Source organism: Pedobacter psychrodurus, assembly GCF_032678585.1.
In the GTDB taxonomy this organism is placed as follows: Bacteria; Bacteroidota; Bacteroidia; order Sphingobacteriales; family Sphingobacteriaceae; genus Pedobacter; species Pedobacter psychrodurus_A.
Genome location: NZ_JAVTSN010000017.1, coordinates 20,319 through 44,041 on the forward strand (window position 1 = coordinate 20,319; position 23,723 = coordinate 44,041).

19 protein-coding genes are annotated in these 23,723 nt (G+C 39.3%); 17 read left to right on the plus strand and 2 right to left on the minus strand.

Going from position 1 to position 23,723, the window contains the following annotated elements:
- Positions 1–39: 39 nt before the first annotated feature.
- A complete protein-coding gene (gene bglX / locus R2S57_RS12940; RefSeq protein WP_316845371.1) occupies positions 40–2,337 on the plus strand; it encodes a beta-glucosidase BglX in 2,298 nt (765 codons plus the stop codon).
- A gap of 147 nt (positions 2,338–2,484) precedes the next feature.
- On the plus strand, positions 2,485–3,264 hold the full coding sequence (locus tag R2S57_RS12945; protein WP_316845372.1) for a dienelactone hydrolase family protein: 780 nt from the start codon (positions 2,485–2,487) through the stop codon (positions 3,262–3,264).
- A 399-nt stretch (positions 3,265–3,663) separates the two neighbouring features.
- Here the strand turns inward: R2S57_RS12945 and R2S57_RS12950 are convergent, their stop codons facing one another.
- Together R2S57_RS12950 and R2S57_RS12955 are read right to left on the minus strand one after the other, a co-directional pair.
- Positions 3,664–4,392 (minus strand): YebC/PmpR family DNA-binding transcriptional regulator, encoded by a 729-nt coding sequence (locus R2S57_RS12950; protein ID WP_316845373.1) that lies wholly within the window; start codon positions 4,390–4,392, stop codon positions 3,664–3,666.
- A 73-nt stretch (positions 4,393–4,465) separates the two neighbouring features.
- Entirely contained in the window at positions 4,466–5,410 is a 945-nt protein-coding gene (locus R2S57_RS12955) for an NAD-dependent epimerase/dehydratase family protein (RefSeq protein ID WP_316845374.1), read from the minus strand.
- A 323-nt stretch (positions 5,411–5,733) separates the two neighbouring features.
- Between R2S57_RS12955 and R2S57_RS12960 the strand changes: the two genes are divergently transcribed.
- The 15 genes from R2S57_RS12960 to R2S57_RS13030 all read left to right on the plus strand — a co-directional run bounded on the left by R2S57_RS12960 (position 5,734) and on the right by R2S57_RS13030 (position 23,429).
- On the plus strand, positions 5,734–6,294 hold the full coding sequence (locus tag R2S57_RS12960; protein ID WP_316845375.1) for a sigma-70 family RNA polymerase sigma factor: 561 nt from the start codon (positions 5,734–5,736) through the stop codon (positions 6,292–6,294).
- A gap of 106 nt (positions 6,295–6,400) precedes the next feature.
- Entirely contained in the window at positions 6,401–7,423 is a 1,023-nt protein-coding gene (locus tag R2S57_RS12965) for a FecR family protein (protein WP_316845376.1), read from the plus strand.
- A gap of 193 nt (positions 7,424–7,616) precedes the next feature.
- Positions 7,617–10,547, plus strand: a complete 2,931-nt coding sequence (locus R2S57_RS12970; protein ID WP_316845377.1) for a TonB-dependent receptor — start codon at positions 7,617–7,619, stop codon at positions 10,545–10,547.
- A gap of 47 nt (positions 10,548–10,594) precedes the next feature.
- The gene (locus R2S57_RS12975) at positions 10,595–11,500 is read left to right on the plus strand and encodes a TIM barrel protein (RefSeq protein WP_316845378.1); all 906 of its coding nucleotides are present in this window, start codon (positions 10,595–10,597) and stop codon (positions 11,498–11,500) included.
- 279 nt (positions 11,501–11,779) lie between these two features.
- Positions 11,780–12,364 carry a gluconate 2-dehydrogenase subunit 3 family protein gene (locus R2S57_RS12980; protein ID WP_316845379.1) on the plus strand — a complete coding sequence of 195 codons (585 nt, stop codon included), beginning with the start codon at positions 11,780–11,782 and terminating at the stop codon, positions 12,362–12,364.
- 25 nt (positions 12,365–12,389) lie between these two features.
- Positions 12,390–14,090: a GMC oxidoreductase gene (locus tag R2S57_RS12985; protein WP_193420626.1), complete on the plus strand. Its 1,701-nt coding sequence runs from the start codon at positions 12,390–12,392 to the stop codon at positions 14,088–14,090.
- A 289-nt stretch (positions 14,091–14,379) separates the two neighbouring features.
- The gene (locus tag R2S57_RS12990) at positions 14,380–15,537 is read left to right on the plus strand and encodes a Gfo/Idh/MocA family oxidoreductase (RefSeq protein ID WP_316845380.1); all 1,158 of its coding nucleotides are present in this window, start codon (positions 14,380–14,382) and stop codon (positions 15,535–15,537) included.
- Positions 15,538–15,546: 9 nt separating this feature from the next.
- Entirely contained in the window at positions 15,547–16,605 is a 1,059-nt protein-coding gene (locus R2S57_RS12995; protein WP_316845381.1) for a sugar phosphate isomerase/epimerase, read from the plus strand.
- Positions 16,606–16,707: 102 nt separating this feature from the next.
- Positions 16,708–17,091 (plus strand): c-type cytochrome, encoded by a 384-nt coding sequence (locus R2S57_RS13000; protein WP_316845382.1) that lies wholly within the window; start codon positions 16,708–16,710, stop codon positions 17,089–17,091.
- Between the two features lie 33 nt (positions 17,092–17,124).
- Positions 17,125–18,582, plus strand: coding sequence for a Gfo/Idh/MocA family oxidoreductase (locus tag R2S57_RS13005; protein WP_316845383.1), 1,458 nt, complete (start codon positions 17,125–17,127; stop codon positions 18,580–18,582).
- 104 nt (positions 18,583–18,686) lie between these two features.
- Positions 18,687–19,367 (plus strand): DUF1080 domain-containing protein, encoded by a 681-nt coding sequence (locus tag R2S57_RS13010; RefSeq protein ID WP_316845384.1) that lies wholly within the window; start codon positions 18,687–18,689, stop codon positions 19,365–19,367.
- 163 nt (positions 19,368–19,530) lie between these two features.
- Positions 19,531–20,769 (plus strand): nucleoside permease, encoded by a 1,239-nt coding sequence (locus tag R2S57_RS13015; RefSeq protein ID WP_316845385.1) that lies wholly within the window; start codon positions 19,531–19,533, stop codon positions 20,767–20,769.
- 1 nt (position 20,770) lies between these two features.
- A complete protein-coding gene (locus R2S57_RS13020; protein WP_316845386.1) occupies positions 20,771–21,661 on the plus strand; it encodes a hydroxypyruvate isomerase family protein in 891 nt (296 codons plus the stop codon).
- 12 nt (positions 21,662–21,673) lie between these two features.
- A complete protein-coding gene (locus R2S57_RS13025) occupies positions 21,674–22,549 on the plus strand; it encodes a sugar phosphate isomerase/epimerase (RefSeq protein ID WP_316845387.1) in 876 nt (291 codons plus the stop codon).
- A gap of 7 nt (positions 22,550–22,556) precedes the next feature.
- A complete protein-coding gene (locus tag R2S57_RS13030; protein WP_316845388.1) occupies positions 22,557–23,429 on the plus strand; it encodes a sugar phosphate isomerase/epimerase in 873 nt (290 codons plus the stop codon).
- Positions 23,430–23,723: the final 294 nt, after the last annotated feature.

The window sequence follows — 23,723 nt, forward strand, 5'->3', positions numbered from 1 at the left end:
CAAATAAAATTGATTAATAAAGAGTAAACACACATAATAATGAAGAGAGCGAATATCCTGGTTGTTTTTTTAACCCTGTTTGTGCTGAACGGATCAGCACAGACCAAAAGACCTGTTTCGGCAGCAGATGCAAAGATGAATACTTTCATCAATAACCTGATGGCGAAGATGACTGTTGATGAAAAAATCGGTCAGCTGAACCTGCCAAGTTCTGGCGACATCACTACCGGACAGGCCAATAGCAGCGACATATCCAAAAAGATTAAAGACGGGCAAGTTGGTGGTTTATTTAATATCAAAGGCGTTGATAAAATCAAGGCGGTTCAGAAGATCGCTGTTGAAAATAGCCGGATGAAAATTCCTTTACTTTTTGGGATGGATGTGATTCATGGCTATAATACTGTGTTTCCAATTCCTTTAGGCGTAAGCTGTATATGGGATATGGCAACTGTACAAAAATCGGCAAGAATTGCCGCAATAGAGGCCAGTGCTAGTGGCATCAACTGGACCTTTTCTCCTATGGTTGATATTTCAAGAGACCCACGTTGGGGCCGCATTTCTGAAGGAAGTGGCGAAGATGCTTACCTAGGTTCGCAGATTGCAGCAGCGATGGTAAAAGGTTATCAGGGTAAACTCCAGGCCAACAACGAAATTTTAGCCTGTGTAAAACACTATGCACTTTATGGTGCTGCCGAAGCTGGTAGAGATTACAACACCACTGATATGAGCAAGGTGCGCATGTACAACGAATATTTTCCACCATACAAAGCAGCTGTTGATGCCGGTGCTGCCAGTATTATGGCTTCTTTTAACGAGGTTGATGGCATTCCGGCTACAGGAAGTAAATGGTTAATGACCGATGTTTTGCGTAACCAATGGGGTTTTAAAGGTTTTGTGGTGACTGATTATACCGGTATCCCTGAAATGATTGCACACGGAATGGGCGATTTACAAACCGTTTCTGCCCTGGCTTTAAATGCTGGTATCGATATGGATATGGTTGGTGAAGGCTTTTTAGGTACGCTAAAAAAATCATTGGCAGAGAAAAAAGTTGGCCTGGCACAAATAGATAGGGCTTGTCGTCTTGTACTTCAGGCTAAATACAAACTGGGTTTATTTACTGATCCTTATAAATTCTGCAATACTGAAAGAGCAGAAAAAGAAGTTTTTAGTCCGGCTAACCGCCAGGTGGCACGAGAAGTTGCGGGAGAAAGCTTTGTTTTATTAAAAAACAACAATAATTTACTGCCACTAAAAAAATCGGGCACGATTGGTTTAATCGGTCCACTGGCTGATAATACAGCCAATATGTACGGTACATGGAGTGTTGCTGCCCTTTTCGACAAATCGGTAACCGTACTTCAAGGTTTAAAAAATGCTTTGGGTAATGATGCAAAAATATTAACCGCTCGTGGTGCCAATTTCCTTGCCGATTCTACAATGGAACACCGTTATGTAAACATCCACAACCCTACTTATAAACGCGATCCGCGAACTGAAGCTGAAATGATTAAAGAAGCCTTAGAGGTGGCTAAAAAATCGGACGTAATTGTAGCCACTATTGGCGAAGGTTCTGAATTTACAGGCGAAAGCAGTAGTGTAACCGACATTCAGATTCCAGAAACACAAAAAAACCTGTTAAAGGCATTGGCTAAAACAGGCAAGCCAGTGGTTTTGGTATTGTTTACAGGCCGTCCGCTGGCATTAAACTGGGAACAGGAAAATATCCCTGCCATCTTAAACGTTTGGTTCCCAGGCAGCGAAGCAGGCAGTGCCATTGCCGATGTACTTTTTGGTGATGTTAATCCCTCAGGTAAATTGAGTACAACCTTCCCTCAAAACGTAGGTCAGGTGCCGTTGTATTATGCACATAAAAATACCGGTCGGCCATTGGCAAATGGTAAATGGTTCGAAAAATTCCGTTCTAATTATTTAGATGTAAGCAACGATCCTTTATATCCATTCGGTTTCGGTTTGAGTTATACCACATTTAACTACAGTGATATTAAGCTAAGTTCAAATAGTTTGACTAAAGGAAAATCCATCACCGCATCGGTAACGTTAAGCAATACAGGTAAATATGAGGGCAAAGAGGTGGTTCAGTTATACATCCAGGATCTTGTGGGTAGCATTACCCGTCCGGTTAAAGAATTAAAAGGTTTCCAAAAAGTGAGTTTAAAAGCAGGAGAGAGTAAAACGATCACTTTTAATATTTCAGAGAACGACCTTAAGTTTTACAATTCTGATTTAAAATTGGTAGCAGAACCTGGCGATTTTAAAGTATTTATCGGTACCAATTCGCGCGATGTAAAAGAAGCTTCTTTTACGCTGAAATAAAGACAATTAGGTTTGGTTATAAACCCTGTGCTATTGTAAAGTAGCCAGGGTTTTCTATTTTTGTTGAATGAAACCGTTATGATCTATCAAAACTCACATAGAAATAACAATCATAACGGCTTCAGCACCATTAAAACAAACAAACAGATGAAAAAGATTATTCTAACTATCTGCATTCTTTTTTCTGTACTCTTTTTAAACGCTCAGGACTTAAAAAAATACGACAAGGGAAGCTTTATCAAAGGGAAGGATTCTATTTATTATAGGATTCTGTTTCCCGAGAATTTTAATCCCGACCAAAAATATCCCTTGATCATCTTTCTACACGGTGTTGGCGAAAGAGGGCTTGACAATGGCAATCAATTGTTGCATGGTGGAAAATTGTTTTTAAAGAACGATGTACGCAAAAATTTTCCTGCCATTGTAGTTTTTCCTCAATGTCCACCTACCGATTTTTGGGCAAATGCCAATTTCGATAAAGATGCCAATGGCAAAAGAAAAATAAGTTTTGTTGAAGGGGGCAAGCCCACCAAAATTATGCATGCTTTACAAGGAATGCTTAAAGATTTCCTTAAAAAACCTTATGTAAATAAAGAGCAGGTTTATGTGGGTGGTTTATCTATGGGCGGAATGGGTACCTACGAACTGTTAAGGAGAGAACACCGTAAAATTGCAGCGGCCATTGCCATCTGTGGTGGCGATAACACCAACAATATTAAAAAATACCAGAAAATCCCCCTTTGGATTTTTCATGGGGCAAAAGATGATGTGGTTGATCCTGTATTTTCGATCGCCATTGCCGAACGTTTAAAAACCGTAGGAGATGAAGTAAAATTTACCCTCTACCCTAATGCATACCATAATAGCTGGGACAATGCGTTTGCAGAACCAGAGTTGTTAAGCTGGTTGTTTTCGCATAAGAAATAGTGTATCACCTCGCAGGTTTAGTTCGTAGTGTAGTATTGTTTTTAATGGTCTCATTGAGGGCTGCGCCGTTTAAAAACCTGCGAGGTCTAAACGATCAGAACCAAAAGAATTAGAAAAGCAGGGTCCGGCTTGTATCGGTTCCAAAAGCCCTGCCATCCGCTTTACTCACCCCGATTGAAAAAATCGGAGCTCGTGCCCGCTCCTGTCAGGTTTAATTTACCTGGGTTAACCTATTAACCTAGACCCGACAAAATGGAAAGCCCGGATCCAGATTCTTCATCTGGAGAGGACTTGAAATGATGGCGGGACTGCTGTACCCGAAATGCACAGGTTTTGCTCTTCAAAAAAAAAAGCCTGAAGAAAAAATCTTCAGGCTCTTGTAAAATATTCTAATTGATATTACTCCGCCATATTATGGTAAACCGCCTGCACATCATCATCTTCCTCTAATTTATCGATCAATTTCAATACATCGGCAGCCTGCTCTTCTGTAACCTCATGATGAGATAAAGCAATACGCTCTAATTTTGAGCTTTTTAACTCAATGCCTTTTTCTTCCAATGCTTTTTGTAAAGAACCAAAGTTTTCGAAAGCACCCTGGGCCACAACAATATCGTTTCCTTCTTCATCGGCCTCTACGTATAATTCTTCTAAACCGGCATCGATTAATTCGAATTCCAATTCTTCAAGGTCCAAACCTTCGGTAGCTGCAAAACGGAAAATAGATTTGCGGTTAAAAACGAAATCTAAAGATCCGGTTTTACCCAAAGATCCATCAGTTTTGTTAAAATAACTGCGTACGTTTGCTACGGTACGGTTGGTATTATCTGTAGCTGTTTCAATTAAAACCGCAACTCCGTGAGGTGCATAACCTTCATACACAATTTCTTCGTAATTGGCCATCGATTTATCCGATGCACGTTTGATAGCCGCTTCTACTCTATCTTTTGGCATATTTACGGCCTTTGCATTTTGCATTGCCGTACGTAAACGCGAATTGGTTTCCGGATGAGGTCCAGATTCCTTTACCGCCATTACAATATCTTTACCAATACGCGTAAACTGAACCGCCATTTTGGCCCAACGCTTAAATTTTCTCTCTTTTCTAAATTCGAATGCTCTTCCCATTTTGTAGTGTTGAGGTATAGGATTTGAGATATGAGACCTTAGGCCTTCAACATTTCAACCCTCTACCTTTATATTATTTTTTTAAATTATTTAACATGTCAATTGTCAGTTTCGATAAATCGAACTCTGGTTTCCAGCCCCAATCTTTCACGGCATAACTATCGTCGATAGAACGTGGCCAGCTGTTTGCAATCTGCTGACGTGGATCATTGGCGCCGTAAGTTAATGTAAAATCTGGAATATGTTTTCTGATTTCTGCTGCCAAAACCTCAGGTGTAAAACTTACGCCACCAAAATTATAACTGCTGCGTACCGAAATCTGATCTGCAGGCGCATCCATCAGCTCGATGGTTCCACGGATCGCATCATCCATATACATCATCGGCAATTCTGTTTCTGCATTTAAGAAACTCTGATAACTGCCTTTTTTCAACGCATCGTGGAAAATGTGGATGGCATAATCTGTTGTTCCACCACCAGGGGCCGCTTTCCAGCTGATTAATCCAGGATAGCGGATACTGCGCACATCCAATCCGTATTTTTGATTGTAATATTCACACCAACGCTCTCCTGCCAGTTTACTGATCCCATAAACCGTATTCGGGTCCATTACACAATATTGTGAAGTATGATCTTTTGGCGAGTTAGGCCCAAATACAGCAATAGAACTTGGCCAATATACTTTTGCCGTTTTATATTCTAAAGCCAAATCTAAAACATTTAGCAAACCGTTCATATTTAAATCCCAGGCCAGTTTCGGGTTTTGCTCTCCAGTAGCCGATAATAAAGCGGCCAAAAGATATACCTGCGTGGGTTTATATTTATGAAAAATACCCTTAATCATTTCTTTGTCGAGCACATTCACAAATTCAAAAGGCGCAGAGTTCTTGATGTCGTAATCCGGTCTGCGGATATCGCAAGCTACTACATGGTCATCTCCATATATTTTGCGTAACATGGTTACCAGCTCGGTACCAATCTGCCCGTTAGAGCCCAAAACAACAATTTTTTCTTGCATATTTTTTATGAGGTTGAGCAAAGGTAAAAAAATGAGATAAAACGCGATAAAATATTTATACTTAAGAAGTGGTTAACTGGTTAATTGTTTAAACTGGTTAACTGTGAATTGCTAACTGTTAACTGAATTGGGCTAACTGGTTAATTGTATAAATTGGCTAACTGAGAATTGCTAACTGTTAACTGAACTGGGTTAATTGTTTAAACTGGTTATCTGTGAATTGCTAACTGTTAACTGTAAATCGCAAACTGTTAACTGCCTTCAAACATTTCAACATTAATTTTATACATTTACTATCATTGTTATACCGAACAGCCAAATAAATGATTCCTTTTGAGCCTGAAAAATCTTCTGATTTACTTAACCGCCTAAAACAGGGCGATAAGCAGGTTTACGAAAAAATATATTTTACCTACAGTAAAGAGCTGTTATTGGCGGCCTACAAAAAAACAGGCGACAAGATCATTGCCGAAGAGCTGGTACAGAATATCTTTATCTCCCTCTGGGAAAAACGGCAGGAAGCACAGATCAATAATTTACAAGCCTATTTATTCGGTGCCTTAAAATTAAGCGTGATCAATCATATCAGAAGTATGGTGATGGAAAATAAATACATGGCGTACCAAACACTCACCTATTCAGAAAACCATCAGGACACCGCAAACCTCGTCGATCTTCACGATTTATCATCCATCATCGAAGAAGGCATTAACTCACTACCAGAAAAAACACAGGAAGTTTTTAGGTTAAGCCGCTACCAACACCAATCTACAAAAGATATTTCTACCGGTTTAAACATCTCCGAAAAGGCTGTAGAATACCACATCACCCGCTCAATTAAAAGGATTAAAGAATATATTAAAAATTTTTATATCTTTTTATAACTGATTATCAAGGAGTTACAGATTATTCCGCTTTTTTCTTCTCCTACCTTTAGGGTTTCACCTCAACTGTGTTACTTGTATAGTATAAAGCCAAATATTCTTTTTTATGAACCAGAAATCATTTTACGATTTACTCAGCCGTTACGAAAACGGAAATTGTACTGAAGCCGAAAAGCTTTGGGTAGATAAATGGTATCATAATCTAAACAATAGGAATTTCAAAGATTTGTCTTCAACTGCGCTTGAAGAAATGCAGACAAATATTTGGCTAAACATCAATAATATTGAGCGTAAACCAACGCAAACTTCAAAAGTTAAAAAACTTTGGCCAAAGTTTGCCATCGCAGCATCCATTATGGTTGCATTTTTTTTAGCTGGCTTTTATTTAATGCGATATAACCATGCTGAACAATCTTTTATTGATGAAAATGGAAATTTAGCCTTAGTGAGCAAAACCAATGATACTGATCGCCCTATTGTTATCGCGCTTAGCGATGAAAGTACGGTAACACTTAAACCGCAGGCCAATATAATTTATCCAAAAGTGTTTGCCGCCAATAAAAGAATGGTTTATTTAAAGGGGAGTGCATTTTTCTCAGTGAGCAAAAATCCTAAAAGACCGTTTTATGTATATAATCAAAAACTCGTTGTTCGTGTTTTAGGAACCAGCTTCTGGGTAAAATCATCAACCGATCAAATGCCGGCACAGGTTGCGGTAAGAACAGGAAAAGTTCAGGTTCAGGAAAATGAGAATAGTTCACTATTTACCCCCTCTAAAGAAAAATTGGCCAAACCGATTTTACTTACACCGAACCAGAAGGGCATTTTTGCAGATCATAATTTAAAGAAAACCTTAGTAAGTAAACCTATTCCTTTAGCTGAGGCCTACCATGTACCAACAAGCTTAAGTTATTATTTCAAAGAGGAAAGCGTTAAAGAAATTTTCAAAACCTTATCTGAGGCTTATGGGATAGAGATAAAATCTGATAATGAGCAGATTTCGAACTACACCTTTACCGGAGACCTGAGTAAAAAAGGGTTATATGAGCAGCTCGACCTAATCTGCGGTAGCATATCAAGCAAATATTACATCCAGGGAACCAGTATTGTGGTTTCCAATAAAAACTAACCAAATATAAAAAACGATGAAGAAGAACCACAACACCAACAGTCCGTAACCGCGGCTCCATTTTCCATAATATTTTTCTAAAAAACAAAGCCGACAATGTGGGGCATTGCCGGCGAGTTAAATACAAAGAATTGTATTCATGGTATTCCTATGTCCAATAAATCCAATCATTTAATGAACAATAACCAAATTTATGAAAAAAAATCAACTTATTTCGCTGGCGATATATGCAATGAGAGTTTCGATTTACCAAATACTTGCAATAATAATTTTTACCTGCGGTGCATTCGCTAAAAATGTCGACGCCCAGGATTTTCTGAATAAACCAATTTCGATCAAAGCCGATCAAACAGATATTAAAACCATTATCGAAAAAACAGAACACCTAGCCAATGTTAAGTTTGTTTACAGTCCACAATTAATAAACTCCGACCGCAAAGTTTCCATTAATGTGGTGAACCAAAAGCTTAAATACTTTCTTGAGAATTCGCTAAAACGTTATGACGTGGGATATAGGATAGTTAAAGATCAGATTCTGCTCTATTCTATTCCCGCCAATAACAACTTAGAGCTGTTAAAAGCTTTCGAAGGCATTGTTACCGGAAAAGTAACCGACAGCAAAGGAAATGTCATTCCTGGGGTTTCAGTTACCGTTAAAGGTAAATCAATCGGAACCACCACCGATGAGAATGGTGCTTTCGCCTTAAAAGGCCTTACCGTCGACAGTCGCGTACTCGTGGTGAGGTATGTAGGTTTCATTTCAAAAGAAGTAAACTTATCAGCAGGCAATGCCGATGAAAATTTAACCATTAGCCTATCAGAAGATAACCTTCAATTAGAAAGTGTGATGGTAACCGGTGGTAACCCGAAGAAAAAATTAGAAAGTAGTGTAGCACTTACTTCGGTAAGCAATAAAGACATTACCAACAGGGCGCCATTAAACAGCACCGATTTATTAAAAGCCATACCAGGTTTAACCGTAGAGAGTACAGGTGGCGATGGTCCGGGCAATGTTTGGGTAAGGGGCTTTCCACAGCAGGGCGGTTATATTTTTCTGGGTATCCAGGAAGATGGTTTACCACTTTTGCCAACGGGTTTTAACACCAACCCGTCGGTAGATCAATATTATAAAACGGATTTAACCATCCAGAATATTGAGGCTGTTAGAGGTGGTAATGCCTCAATCATCCAGGCCAATACACCAGGTGCTGTAGTAAACAACATCAGTTATGTTGGTGCCGATAAACAATACGGTCAGGTAAAATTTACCACTGGTTTTTCGCAGGGCCTATACCGTTTTGATGCCAACACCGGCGGAAAAATCAACGATCAGATCAAATACAATATCGGTGGTTTTTACCGTACGGATAATGGTGTAGTAGATCAGGGCTTTAAGCCAGCCAATCAAGGTGGGCAGATTAAAGGTAACATGACTTTTAATTTCAAGAACAACAAAGGTTTTATCCGGGTGTATGGAAAATACCTGAATGATAAGGTTCAGTTTTTATTAACCAGTTATTACCCTTACGATGGTACCGGAAAACCGACCACTTACCGCGATTATGATATGGCTTCACAATCTATCGTACCCTTGCAAACCGAGTGGAGTTATAACGATCCTGCAACTGGAAACCACAACTTTAGTTTAACAGACGGTATCCATACCAAATTAGGGTCTGGTGGTTTTCAGTTTAACTATTTAACCGATAGTGGCTGGCAGATTGTGAACAATTTCCGTTACCAAAATACCCATACCAATGCAACGTATACTGTTCCGGCAGGAATTGCAGCAAGAACTGCCGCAACACCTTATTACTATCCAGGCGGTGCTGTAGCGCCCTTCGTTACTGGTGATTATGTAATAACTTCATCGGCCAACGGACAGATCAATAGTGATGTACAGATTGTAGATTATTTAGACCTGAAAAAAACCATTAAAAACCATAGCTTGGGCATCGGTGCAGGCATTCACCAATATAACCGTGATGATTTACGTTATGCTTTCCGGTCATTCTCAGAGTTTAAAGAACATCCAAGCATCATTTTGCAATCGCCAACAGCAGCAGAAAGAACAATTCAAACTAAAAACACCTTTATCGGCGATACCAGAACATTATCGGCCTATGCAACAGATGAGATTAAAATTTCAGAGAAATGGCGTTTAGATATCGGTGCAAGGATCGACAATCAGAATGTAAAAGGCGACAGACCCTATTATGCCCTAAATACAAACGGAACAGTAAACACTACCGCAGCTGCTACCGCAACCATTTTAGGTTATACCCCTTATGATGAAACCCTAACCAATTGGTCAGCATCATTGGGCGCCAATTACAAAATCAACTCCACCTCGAGTATTTTTGCAAGAGCAACAAAAGCCTATAATGCACCAAATGTTGGCGATTACAACGCTGCGGCTTTTAATGCTGCAAACATTAAAAAACGCCCTGTGTATTTAGGTGAGGTCGGTTTTAAATATGCGAAAAACAACTTGGCCATTTTTGCCTCAGGAAGTTATTCGGCCATTAAAAATGTGTCGCTAACGATCAATGTTCCAACAGCAGCAGCAGGTACACAAGCTTTAGTTGCCTTTGGATCAACCCGTACTTTCAGTGCAGAATACGAGGTTTCTTACAAAATTGCCAAACCACTTAGTTTACGTTTAACAGGAACCTTACAGGATTCTAAATACACCGATTACGAAGCTTCTACTAAAGGAAATGCAGCCGTATTGGCCGAATTTGGAGACCGTACCTATAGTTTTACCGGAAAAAGAACAGAACGTGTGCCGGTTTTAAATACTGAGCTTGGTGCGAATTACGATTACAAAAACTTCAATTTATATGTAGCGGCAAACTATGTGGGTAGCCGTTTCACTTCGCCTAGCGATAGCTATAAACTACCTGCTTATGTGGTAATGAAAGCTGGAGCCGGGTATAATTTCACTAAAAAGGTTTCAATAAGATTTTGGGCAGACAACTTGTTAAATGCAAAAGTGTTGACAGAAGGCGATGTTCGTGGAGATCAGTTCAGAGATTTCTCGGCCGTAACCCCTGGCACATTGATGATTGGCAGAACATTACTTCAACGTACTTTCTGGGGATCATTGGCTTATTCATTCTAACAAACAAAACCGGAGTTTACGCTCCGGTTTTTTAATTTTAAAACATCATGACAACAAGAAGATCATTTTTACAAAAAGTAAGCCTCGCTGGTGCAGCGGCTTTTTTAAGTCCATCATTAATTACAACAGTTTTCGCAGAGTCTGCTAAAGTTTCAAAAATCGGAATCGGTCTGTTCACGCTGCGCGAACAGTTAACCGCCGATGTAAAAGCCACTATCGAACAGGTAGCCAAAATCGGTTATAACCAGGTAGAAACTTATTACGGCTATCCGGGCAAATACGAAGTAAAGGGATTCTGGGGATTAGAAGCTAAGGATTTCAATGCGTTATTAAAAACAAATGGTCTTACCTCTCCCAGCGGTCATTATAACCTCACCGAATTTCTAGCTACCGGCGACGATAAGGTATTAAAATCGCATATTGAAACTGCAGCAACTGTGGGCCAAAAATATTTCGTTATCCCTGCGCTGCCTACTGATGTTAGAACCAATGGCACATTGGATGACTATAAACGCATGGCTGCAAAATTTAACCAGGCAGCAGAACTTTGCCAAAAATCAGGTTTAAAATTGGCCTACCACAACCACAATTTCGAATTTAAAGACCAGGGAAATGGTGTTACAGGTTACGAAATTCTCTTATCAGAAACTGATGCAAAATTAGTCGGTTTTGAGCTCGATATCTTCTGGGCAGTAAACGCAGGGTTAAATCCGGTTGAGATGTTCAAGAAAAATCCGGGTCGCTATAAAATGTTCCATGTTAAGGATATGGATAAAACAGACAAAGCAGTGTTTGTAGAAGTGGGCGCTGGAAGGATTGATTTTAAAAGCATTTTCGCAGCATCAAAAATGGCGGGGGTAGATTACATTTTTACTGAACAAGACATCATTAAAAAAGATCCTTACGAGAGTGTAGCTGAAAGCTACAATTACATCAAAAAAAATCTACTTTAGGCAGATTTTAAGCACAAAAAAATGCCATTTCAGGATTTATTAGTAAAGAATATACTCATTAATACTAAATGTATTTTTTACACCAAGTAAAAATGCAAAAAAATAGTGATTTAAAGAGCAATAGAGCCATAAAATAACAATTATTTAGAACAATTCTACTCAGTAACAATCACATTGCATACGTATAATTTACCGCAAAAAATTTACTCTTTCCATTATATTTTTTCTAATATTACTAATTCAACACATAAGTAACCAATATATAAAATCATAAAAACGATGCACAGAAGAGAAGCACTCAAAAACGTTGCATTTTTGCTGGGAGGAGCAATCTCGGCAAGTACAATGGGCGTTTTGTTTGAAAGTTTTACGCTCCCCGAAAACGAAAAAAACTTCGTCCTCTATTCGCTAGAAGATGAAAAGATTTTTGCTGAATTTGCTGATATTATTGTACCAACTACCAAATCGTCTGCAGGTGCCAAAGCTGCAGGCTTAGGGAAATTTATCCCGATGATGATGAAAGATTGTTATCCTGCAACAATGCAAACCTCATTTGCGCAGGGATTGAAAGATCTTCAGGCTAAATCGATGAAAGATTTCGGGAAAAGTTATGTCACCTTAACTCCAGCCGACCGTAAAAAACTAATGATCGATTTAAGGGCCATTGCTCTGGCACAAAAAGAAAGCAAATCCGAAGAAAACAAAGATTTAGCCTACTTTTTTATTACCGCCAGAGATTTAACCTTACTTGGTTATTATTCTTCAGAAATTGGTTGTACCAAAGCACGTGAATATGTACTTATTCCGGGCCGATATGATGGTAACGCACCATTAAAACCAGGCCAAAAATCATGGGCAACCTAATTTCTAACCACAACTACAAAACATCATGAATTTAAATACAAATTTAAAAGCAGAAAATACTTACGATGCTATTGTGATAGGATCGGGGATTAGTGGCGGCTGGGCTGCAAAAGAACTTACTGAGAAGGGCTTACGCGTATTGATGCTTGAAAGAGGAATGAACATCGAGCACATTACCGGTTACGAAACGGCAATGAAAAATCCATGGGATTTTAAACATGCCGGTAAACTTACAGAAGAGCAGAAACGTACCCACCCGGTACAAAAAAGAGATTACCCATACCAGGAAGCAAACGAAAAATGGTGGGTAAACGATTTGGAATGCCCGTATACCGAAGATAAACGTTTCGATTGGTACCGCGGTTTCCATGTTGGTGGTAAATCCTTAATGTGGGGCCGCCAAAGTTACCGTTTTAGTGATCATAACTTTGAGGATAACAAAAAGGATGGCCATGGAAATGACTGGCCAATTCGTTACGCCGAACTTTCTCCCTGGTACGATTATGCTGAGCGATTTGCTGGCATCAGCGGTTCAAAAGAAAACTGGCCTACCTGCCCCGATGGTGAGTTTCTACCCCCAATGGATTTAAACATTGTAGAAAAATCGGTAAAGGCCCGCGTTGAAGAACATTATAAAAAAGAACGTATTATCATGATTGGCCGTGTTGCCAACCTTACTGTTCCGCATAAAGGACGTGGCAATTGCCAGTACAGAAATTTATGCAGCCGCGGTTGTCCGTTTGGTGCATATTTCAGTACACAGTCTTCTACCCTTCCTGCGGCGATGGCCACAAAAAGATTAACGGTTAGGCCATACTCTATCGTAAATCATATCATTTACGATAAAGACACCAAAAAAGCAAAAGGTGTAATGGTAATTGATGCGGAGACCAACAAAACAATGGAATTTTATGCAAAAATCGTTTTCGTTAATGGTTCTACACTAGGTTCAACATTCGTGCTGTTAAACTCAACATCCGAAGCCCATCCAAATGGATTAGGTAATGGAAGTGGTCAGTTAGGTCATAACCTAATGGATCATCATTTCCGTTGTGGCGCTAATGGAGAAGCTGAGGGCTTTGATGATAAATATACATATGGCCGCCGTGCAAACGGAATTTACGTACCAAGATATCAAAACATTGGTAACGATAAACGCGATTATTTACGTGGTTTCGGTTACCAGGGCGGCGCCAGCAGAAGCAATTGGCAAAGTGATGTGGCCGAGTTATCATTTGGTGCAGATCTGAAACAAAAAATGACTACCCCAGGAAAATGGAACATGGGATTAGGCGGTTTCGGAGAGATGTTGCCTTATTACGAAAACAAAGTGTATATCGACAAAACCAAAAAAGATAAATGGGGTCAGCCGGTATTGGCAATTGATTGCGAATACAAAGAGAACGAGAAAAAAATGCGCGTGGATATGATGAATGATGCTGCCGAAATGTTAGAAAAAGCAGGCTTGAAAAACATCAAAACATTCGATAACGGCTGTTATCCAGGAATGGCCATCCATGAGCAAGGAACGGCAAGAATGGGTAACGATCCAAAAACTTCAGTGTTGAACAAATGGAACCAGATGCACGAAGTAAATAACGTTTTCGTAACCGATGGATCTTGTATGCCATCAATTGCTTGTCAAAATCCATCACTAACATTTATGGCTTTAACTGCCCGTGCTTGTGATTATGCTGTAAAAGAATTAAAGAAAAAGAACATATAGAAAGGTTTGAGGCCGCGAAGGTATGAGGTTTAAGGTAAAAGGCGTAAGGTAGAAGGTTTAATTACCCAAAAGCCCTACACCTTTTACCCTGAACCTTTTTAAGGTAGAAGGCAGAAGTTGTAAGGCTTAAGAACCCTAAACCTTTCTAAAGGCGCTAGAAAATTACCTTAAACCCTAAACCTCACACCTTAAACCCTAATTAAATTAAAAAACAGAGCAAGAGGCACAAGATTTAAGCTATAGGAAAATCACCCTAAACCTTTCACCTTACACCTCACACCTTTATAAAATGAAAAGAAAATTGAGAATGGGCATGATAGGCGGTGGAAAAGACGCTTTTATCGGTGCCGTACACCGTTTGGCTGCCAATATGGATGGCCTTATTGAATTATCTGCCGGAGCTTTAAGTGTAAACCCTGAAATTGGATACGAATCTGGAAAATTGTTATTTCTTCCAGATAACAGGATTTACAGCAATTACGAAGAAATGCTGACCAAAGAAAGTGAACTGCCAGCAGACGAAAGAATTGATTTTGTAACCATCGTTACGCCAAACTTTGCCCATTTTGCCCCTGCAATGATGGCTTTGGATAAAGGTTTTAACGTGGTGATCGAAAAACCGATTACTTTAACCTTAGACGAAGCAAAACAACTGAAAGCTAAAGTGGAAGAAACTGGTTTAACTTTATGTTTAACACACACCTATTCGGGCTACCCTATGGTTAAACAAGCCAAACAAATGGTAAGCGAAGGTGCTTTAGGCGCGATCAGAAAAATTATAGTTGAATATCCTCAAGGCTGGTTGAGTACCCTTTCAGAACGTGAAGGAAATGCACAGGCTGCCTGGCGTACCGATCCCGCTAAAACCGGAAAGAGTGGTAGCATGGGCGATATTGGCACACACGCAGCACATTTGGCAGAATATATTTCTGGCTTAAAAATCGCTAAAATATGCGCCGATTTAAGCATTGTTGTTCCAGGCAGGGCAATTGATGACGATGGAAACGTATTATTAAAATTCGATAACGGATCTAATGGGGTGCTAATCGCATCGCAGATTGCGGCTGGAGAAGAAAATGCATTAAAAATTAAGGTTTATGGCGAAAAAGGTGGCATGGAATGGCACCAGATGGAACCCAATACCTTAATTGTAAAATGGTTAAATGCACCTGCTCAGATTTATAGAACAGGAAACGGTTATATGGGCAGTTTCGCGCAGCACAATACCCGTACGCCTGGAGGTCACCCTGAAGGTTACTTAGAAGCATTTGCAAATATTTACAAAAACTTCGCGTTAACGGTAGATGCCAAGTTGAATAACGAGCAACCTACAGTAGAAATGTTAGACTTTCCTGGTACCGATGATGGAATCAGAGGAATGGCATTTATCGAAAATGTAGTGGCTTCTAGTCAATCGGACCAAAAATGGTTAGATTATAAATTATAACAATCGAGCATGACAACGATAAAAGGACCAGCAGTATTTTTAGCACAATTTATAAGCGACGAAGCACCATTCAATTCTTTAGATAATATTTGCAAATGGGCAGCCGGATTAGGTTTCAAAGGCATCCAGATGCCAACCCTGGATGCAAGGTTTATCGACCTTCAAAAAGCTGCAGAAAGCAAAACTTATGCAGATGAGTTGAAAGGAAAAATCGCATCTTACGGTATAGAAATCACTGAACTTTCTACTCACTTACAGGGTCAGTTGGTTGCAGTGCACCCTGCTTACGACGATCTTTTTGATGCTTTTGCACCAAAAGAAGTACATAAAAATCCAAAAGCAAGAACAGAATGGGCCGTACAACAAATGAAATATGCTGCAAAGGCCTCTCAAAACTTAGGCTTAAATGCGCATGCTACTTTTAGCGGTTCATTATTGTGGCAATATTTCCACCCCTGGCCGCAACGCCCTGCCGGATTGGTTGAAGAAGGTTTTGCAGAATTGGCAAAACGGTGGACACCAATCTTAAACGAATTCGATCAATGTGGTGTTGATGTTTGCTATGAAATACACCCTGGAGAAGATTTATTTGATGGCGAAACCTACGAAATGTTCCTCGCCGCGGTAAATAATCACCCTCGGGCATGCTTATTGTATGACCCTTCTCACTTTGTGTTGCAACAATTGGATTACATTCAATACATCGATTTTTACCACGAACGCATCAAAGCCTTCCACGTAAAGGACGCAGAATTTAACCCTACAGGCAAACAAGGCACTTTTGGTGGTTACCAGAGTTGGGCAAACCGTGCCGGACGTTACCGTTCGCCTGGTGATGGCCAGGTTGATTTTAAAACCATTTTTAGTAAATTGGCCCAATATGATTTTAAAGGTTGGGCGGTTATGGAATGGGAATGTTGTATCAAAAACCAGGAAGATGGTGCCCGAGAAGGTGCTGAATTTATAAAAAAGAACATCATTAACGTAACCGATAAAGCATTTGATGATTTTGCCGCATCGGGAAGTGATAGCGCTTTCAATAAAAGAATATTAGGATTACAAGATTAACAAAACACAAAACACACACAAGATGAAAACCTGCATAAGCAACAACAAATAAAATATTACCGCTTATGCAAGCTTGAATGCAATTAAAAAAACACACAAGACATGAAAAAAACATTTTTAGCTCTAGGCGCTGTAGTCATTTTTATGGCGTCGTTTTCAAAGGCTGATTTATCGAGAGAGAAAACGGTGGTTGCAACGGCAACAATGGCAAACCATGCTGCATTTCAGTCAAATCCAGGCGAGAAACTGATCAACAAAAACGATTGTTTAGGCTGCCACAACAAGACCAATAAAATTATCGGCCCTGCTTACGTGGAAATTGCAAAAAAATATCCGGCTACAGAAAAAAACATCAACATGTTAGCGGATAAGATTATTAAAGGTGGAACCGGAGTTTGGGGCAATATGCCAATGACTGCTCATGCTACCCTTAAAAAAGACGATGCAAAATTGATGGTAAAGTACATTTTATCCCTAAAAAAATAATTTTAACCAAATTAGCAAATCGATTTACTAGATATGAAAACAGAGCAAGAAAATAAAAACACGAGTAACCGCCGTGATTTTATTAAAACTTCGGCTATCGCAGCCGCGGCATTTATGATCGTACCCCGCCATGTTTTAGGCGGACCAGGTTATTTAGCACCTAGCGACCGATTATTGGTTGCCGGCATTGGTGTTGGCGGAAAAGGCCAAAGTGATTTAAGTATGTTTTACAAAAGTGGAAAAGCAGACATTGCTTTTTTATGTGATGTAGACGACCGCCGTGCAGCCAATAGTGTTAAAGCTTTTCCTAAAGCAAAATACTATAAAGATTGGCGCGAAATGTTAGATAAGGAACATAAAAATTTCGATGCTGTCTCTGTTTCCACTCCTGATCATAACCATGCCATCCAGGCTTTAGCAGCCATGCAGTTAGGCAAACACGTTTATGTTCAAAAGCCGTTAACACACGATATTTATGAAGCGCGTATTCTAACCGCAGCTGCAAAAAAATACAAAGTGGTAACCCAAATGGGAAATCAAGGAGCATCAAACGATGGTCCACGCCAAATGAAAGAATGGTATGAAGCCGGGTTAATTGGTGATGTACATACTGTTTACGCCTGGACAGATAGACCAGTTTGGCCACAGGGAATTCCTCGCCCAACTACAAAAGCAGAGATCCCTAAAGAATTAGACTGGAATTTATGGCTGGGTACTGCACCCGAAAAGGATTTTATAGACAAATTAGTGCCATTTAACTGGCGCGGCTGGTGGGATTACGGAACAGGTGCCCTTGGCGACATGGGCTGTCACCTTATCGAAGCTCCTTTTAGTGTATTAAATTTAAAATATGCCAAAGAAGTTGAAGCAAGTGTAGGTTCTGTTTATGTAGATGAATTTAAACGCGGTTATTTCCCTGAAAGCTGTCCTCCTTCAAGTCACGTTACCTTAAAATTCCCTAAAACGAATAAAACCAAAGGTGATGTTACTTTACATTGGATGGATGGTGGTATCCAACCAGAACGCCCTGAAGAATTAGAAGCAAACGAAACTTTTGGCGATGGCGGTAATGGTACCTTATTTATCGGGACAAAAGGCAAAATGATGTCTGAAACTTATAGTGCAAACCCGAAATTATTGCCTTTAAGTAGAAATAAAGACATTAAAGTAGCACCTAAATATGCCCGTGTACCTGATGGTGCAAACGGACACTATAAACAATGGGTAGAAGCTGCAATTGCTGGTTACGGTAAACAAGAAGTGAGCTCTCCTTTCGAAATTGCTGGTCCATTAACCGAAGCTTTATTGATGGCCAACCTGGCAATCAGAAGTTTCGATATCCAAAAAACAGTAAACGGCAAAACTACTTATCCAGGCAGGTACACTAAAATGCTTTGGGATAACGACAATATGAAAGTAACCAATTTTGATGAAGCAAACCAGTTTGTAAAACGCGAATACCGCAAAGGCTGGAACAATTTAACTCTTTAATACATCCACAAACCTCGCAGGTTTTTAAACGACGAAGTCCTCAATGAGGCCTTTGAAAACATTAAAAACCCCGAATTAAACCTGCGAGGTTTAAACTTAAAAAAATGAAAAAAATCTTTCTTTCTGCCTGTATCTTACTTGCAGTAACACAAATATCAAAAGCGCAAAAAGGCTTTAAACCATTGTTCGATGGTAAAACAACAACCGGTTGGCATACTTACAACAAAACTACTGTTGGTAGTGGCTGGCAAGTTCAGGATGGTGCATTACACCTGGATTTAGCTAAAAAAGGTGAAGACGGTGGTGGTGATTTAGTTACCGACAAAGAATATGGCGATTTCCATTTAAAATATGAGTGGAAGGTGGCTCCAAAAGCGAATAGTGGATTGATTTTTTATGTGCACGAAGAACCAAAATACCATGCTACCTACTCTACAGGTTTAGAAATGCAGGTAATCGATAACGACGGTCACCCTGATGGAAAAATCACTAAACACCGTGCAGGTGACTTATACGACCTTGTAAAAAGTTCATCAGAGCCCGTTAAAGCTGTTGGCGAATGGAATAAAGCTGAAATTATTAGTAAAAAAGGTAAATTAACTTTAATTTTAAACGGAGTGGAAGTTGTAAAAACTACGCTTTGGGATGAGAACTGGAAAACAATTGTTGCAGGCAGCAAGTTTGCAACATGGGAAAACTGGGGAACTTTTAAAACTGGTAAAATTGCCTTACAAGATCACGGCGATGAAGTTTGGTACAAAAACATCTCTATTAAAGAACTGTAAATAAGGTTGAAGGCGGAAGGAATAAGGTTGAAGGTTTCCTTTCATTCGCTTTAACCAGATATTTGAGTTAGAGAGCGGGAAAGCATAAAGTTTACCCGCTTTCCCATTAACCTTATACCCTATACCTTTAACCGTATACCTTAAATAACCTTATATAAACCAAATGAATAGCACTACTCGCTTTAAACTCTCTGCCATGATGTTCCTGGAATTTTTTATCTGGGGCGCCTGGTTTGTTACTTTAGGGGCTTTTTTAAACAATAACCTAAAGGCAACCAATTCCGAAATTGGTTCTGTATTTTCAACCCAATCCTGGGGCGCAATCATTGCTCCATTTATAATCGGTCTTATCGCCGACAGATATTTTAACGCTGAAAGAATTTTAGGTGTTTTACACATCATTGGTGCTATTTTAATGTACCAGATGTATAGTGCACCAGATGTGAGTGTATTTTACCCTTACGTTTTAGGTTACATGATTTTATTCATGCCAACCCTAGCATTGGTTAATTCAGTGTCTTTTAATCAAATGAAAGATGCGGAAAAAGAATTTGCAAACATCAGGGTATTTGGCACCATCGGATGGATCATCGCTGGTTTATTAATCAGTTTTGCTTTCCACTGGGATTCTCCAGAAGGAATTCAGGCTGGTTTGTTAAAAAGCACATTCTTAATGGCTGGTATTGCATCATTGGTATTGGGCTTATTTAGCTTTACCTTACCTGCAACCCCTCCTAAAGTGGCTAAAGACGAAAAAATAAAATTGAGAGACATTTTAGGATTAGATGCTTTAAAATTACTAAAAGACAAAAATTTTGCTGTTTTCTTTATCTCATCGATCTTAATCTGTATTCCTCTAGCCTTCTATTACCAAAATGCAGGTCTTTTCTTAGCAGATATCAAAGTTTCTAATCCAACAGGTAAAATGGCAATCGGACAGGTTTCTGAAGCCTTATTTTTACTTGCCATTCCTGTATTCTTTTCTAAATACGGCTTCAAGAAAACGATCATTGTAGGTATGTTGGCATGGGCTGTACGTTATGTACTTTTTGCTTATGGTAACGCCGGCAGTTTAAGCTTTATGTTGATTATTGGAATTGCACTTCACGGTGTTTGCTACGATTTCTTCTTCGTTTCGGGCCAGATTTACACCAACTCGAAAGCAGGAGAAAAATTTAAAAGTGCTGCGCAAGGTATCATTACCCTTGCAACTTATGGCGTTGGTATGCTGATCGGTTTTAAGGTAGCGGGATTAATTACCGATATGTATAAAACTGGTGATGTAACCGATTGGAAAATGGTTTGGATTATCCCGGCAGGAATTGCAGCAGCAGTTTTCTTATTGTTTGCTGTGCTCTTCAACGATAAAACCAAGGCTGAGATAGAAGCTAAAACTGTTTAAAATGGCCTCGAATCTAAACAGAAGAAATGCTTTAAAGAACATCATCGCAGGAACCGCTGCGATTGGTGTTTCTTCCAGTTTTTCAGCATTAGCCATGGATAAACCAGAATCAGATCAGCCATTAAGGCTAAAAGGGAATATTAACCATGCCGTTTGCCGCTGGTGTTTTAGCAGTTTTGATGTAGAAGCACTTTGCATTGAAGCCAAAAAGATCGGTATTAAAGGCATCGATCTGGTTGGACCAACAGATTGGCCTACCCTAAAAAAACATGGTTTAGAATCGACCATGTGTAACGGTGCTGAAATTAATTTAACAGATGGTTTTAATGACGAAAAATTCCACGAAAAATTAATTCAGAATTATACGGCAATGATTCCCCTTGTTGCCGAAGCTGGTTACAAATACTTAATTTGCTTTAGTGGAAGCCGCCGTGGTAAGGATGACGAAACAGGTTGGAACAACTGTGTTAAAGGATTAAAACAGTTAATGCCCCTGGCCGAAAAGCACAATGTAGTGCTGGTAATGGAGTTACTGAACAGTAAAATTAACCACAAAGATTATCAATGCGACAGAACCTCCTGGGGCGCTGAGCTTTGTAAACGTTTAGGATCCGAAAATTTCAAACTGCTTTACGACATTTATCACATGCAGATTGACGAAGGTGATGTAATCAGAAATATCAGGGAATATCATCAATACATTGCACATTACCACACTGCAGGTGTTCCGGGAAGAAACGAAATCGATGATACGCAGGAGTTATATTATCCAGCAATCATGAAAGCTATTGCCGAAACTGGCTTTAAAGGTTTCGTTGCTCAAGAATTTATACCTAAAAACGCCGATAAAATAGCCTCCTTAAAAAAGGCCGTTTCCATTTGCGACATCTAAAAATATATACCTATGTTATCAAGAAGAAGTTTTATACTAAACAGTAGTATGGCTGCAGCCGCAGCACTTTTGGTGCCATCATTTGCTTGCATGGCTACCGATAAAAAATCAGTTGGCCTGCAATTATATTCTTTAAGGGATGAACTTCCTAAAGATGTAAAAGGAACAATAGCCAAAGTAGCAAAAGCCGGATTTAAGGAAGTTGAAACCTATGGTTTCTCGATAAAAGATCAATTTTGGGGCTTAACTCCTGCTGAATTTAAAAAACTGCTTGATGATAACGGATTAACAGCACCAAGTGGCCATTATGGATTAGGGAGCTATTTAACCGATGGAAATACGGAAGAACTAAAGGCTGCTATCGCGGCTGCAAAAGTATTGGGAAGCGAATATGTAACGATTCCATGGTTAGACGAAAGCATTAGAAAAAATGCCGATGATTATAAAAAAATTGCGGTTAAAATAAACGAAGCCGGAAAATTGGCCAAAGAGGCTGGTATCAGACTGGCTTATCATAACCACAATTTCGAATTCGAGAAACAGGGCGATACAACTGGTTATGAAATTTTATTAAAAGAAACCGACAAAAATCTTGTTGATTTTGAACTTGATTTATATTGGGTAGTACGTTCAGGAAACGATCCGATTAAATTGTTCAAAGAAAACCCAGGTCGTTTTACCATGTGGCATGTTAAAGATATGGACAAAACAGATCCTGCATTAAATGCTGAAGTAGGAACAGGTTCTATCAATTTCAAACCCATTTTTGCCGATGCAAAACTTTCGGGCATGAAACATTTCTTTGTAGAGCACGAAACCAATTACAAACCAAACCCAATGGAATCTGTTGCAGCGAGCTGCGCATATATTAAAAAAGAAATTATTTAAATTTTAAATGATGAATTCAAGAAGAACATTCTTAAAACAGGCAGGATTAGCTGCCGGAGCGGCATTGTTAATTCCATCATTTGCCTTTGATAAAGCAAGTAAAAATGTTGGTTTACAATTATATACTTTGCGTGATGAATTGCCAAAAGATGTAAAAGGTATTATCGAAAAAGTAGCACAGGCAGGATATAAAGAAGTGGAAACCTATGGTTTTTCTGAAGGAAAATTTTGGGGCTTAACACCTAAAGAATTTAAATCCCTATTAGATAGCAATGGCTTAAAAGCACCAAGCGGCCACTACGGTATGGATGATTTTGTTAGAACAGGAAAAACCGATAAATTAAAAGCAGATATCGAATCTTCAGCAGCCATTGGCGGTAAATATTTTACCATTGCTGGTGCACATGTAGATATGAGCAAAGGCGCAGATGGTTTCAAAAAAACCGCAGGCGATTTTAACAAAGTGGCCGAAATTGCAAAAGCAGCTGGTTTAAAATTCGCTTATCACAACCACGATTTCGAATTCAAAAAATTAGGCGATACTACTGGCTACGATGTATATCTAAGCGAAACAGATAAAAACCTGGTCAATTTTGAAATGGACTTATATTGGGTTGTTCGTTCTGGTAACGATCCTTTAGCTTTATTTAAAAAATATCCTGGCCGTTTCCCGATGTGGCATGTAAAAGATATGGATAAAGCCAAACCTGAGTTAAATACAGAAGTTGGTAAAGGATCTATCGATTTTAAAACCATTTTTGCCCAGGCTAAACTTTCAGGCATGCAACATTTCTTTGTAGAGCACGAAAATAATTATCAGCCTGATCCAATCGGTTCGATTAAAACTAGTTGCGATTATATCAAAGCAAGTTTGATTTAAATTTCTTATCCCCGCAGGTTTTAAAACGGCGCACCCCTCAATGAGGCCTTTAAAACAACAATAATACTGAATAAAACCTGCGGGGTCTTTAAAAAAAGAGGTTATCACCCAAAATTGTAAATTAATTTGGGCGTTTCCCAAGCTACGCAAGGGTCGGGCTTTTCAGGGCTCCGCTTCGCTCCGGTGCCGAAAAAATCGGCACTGAACCCTTACAATCCCTAACGCGGAACTAACACACTAAAAAGATTTTTTTACGTTATGACGGCTGAAGTAGGTTATTTAAACCTGACATAA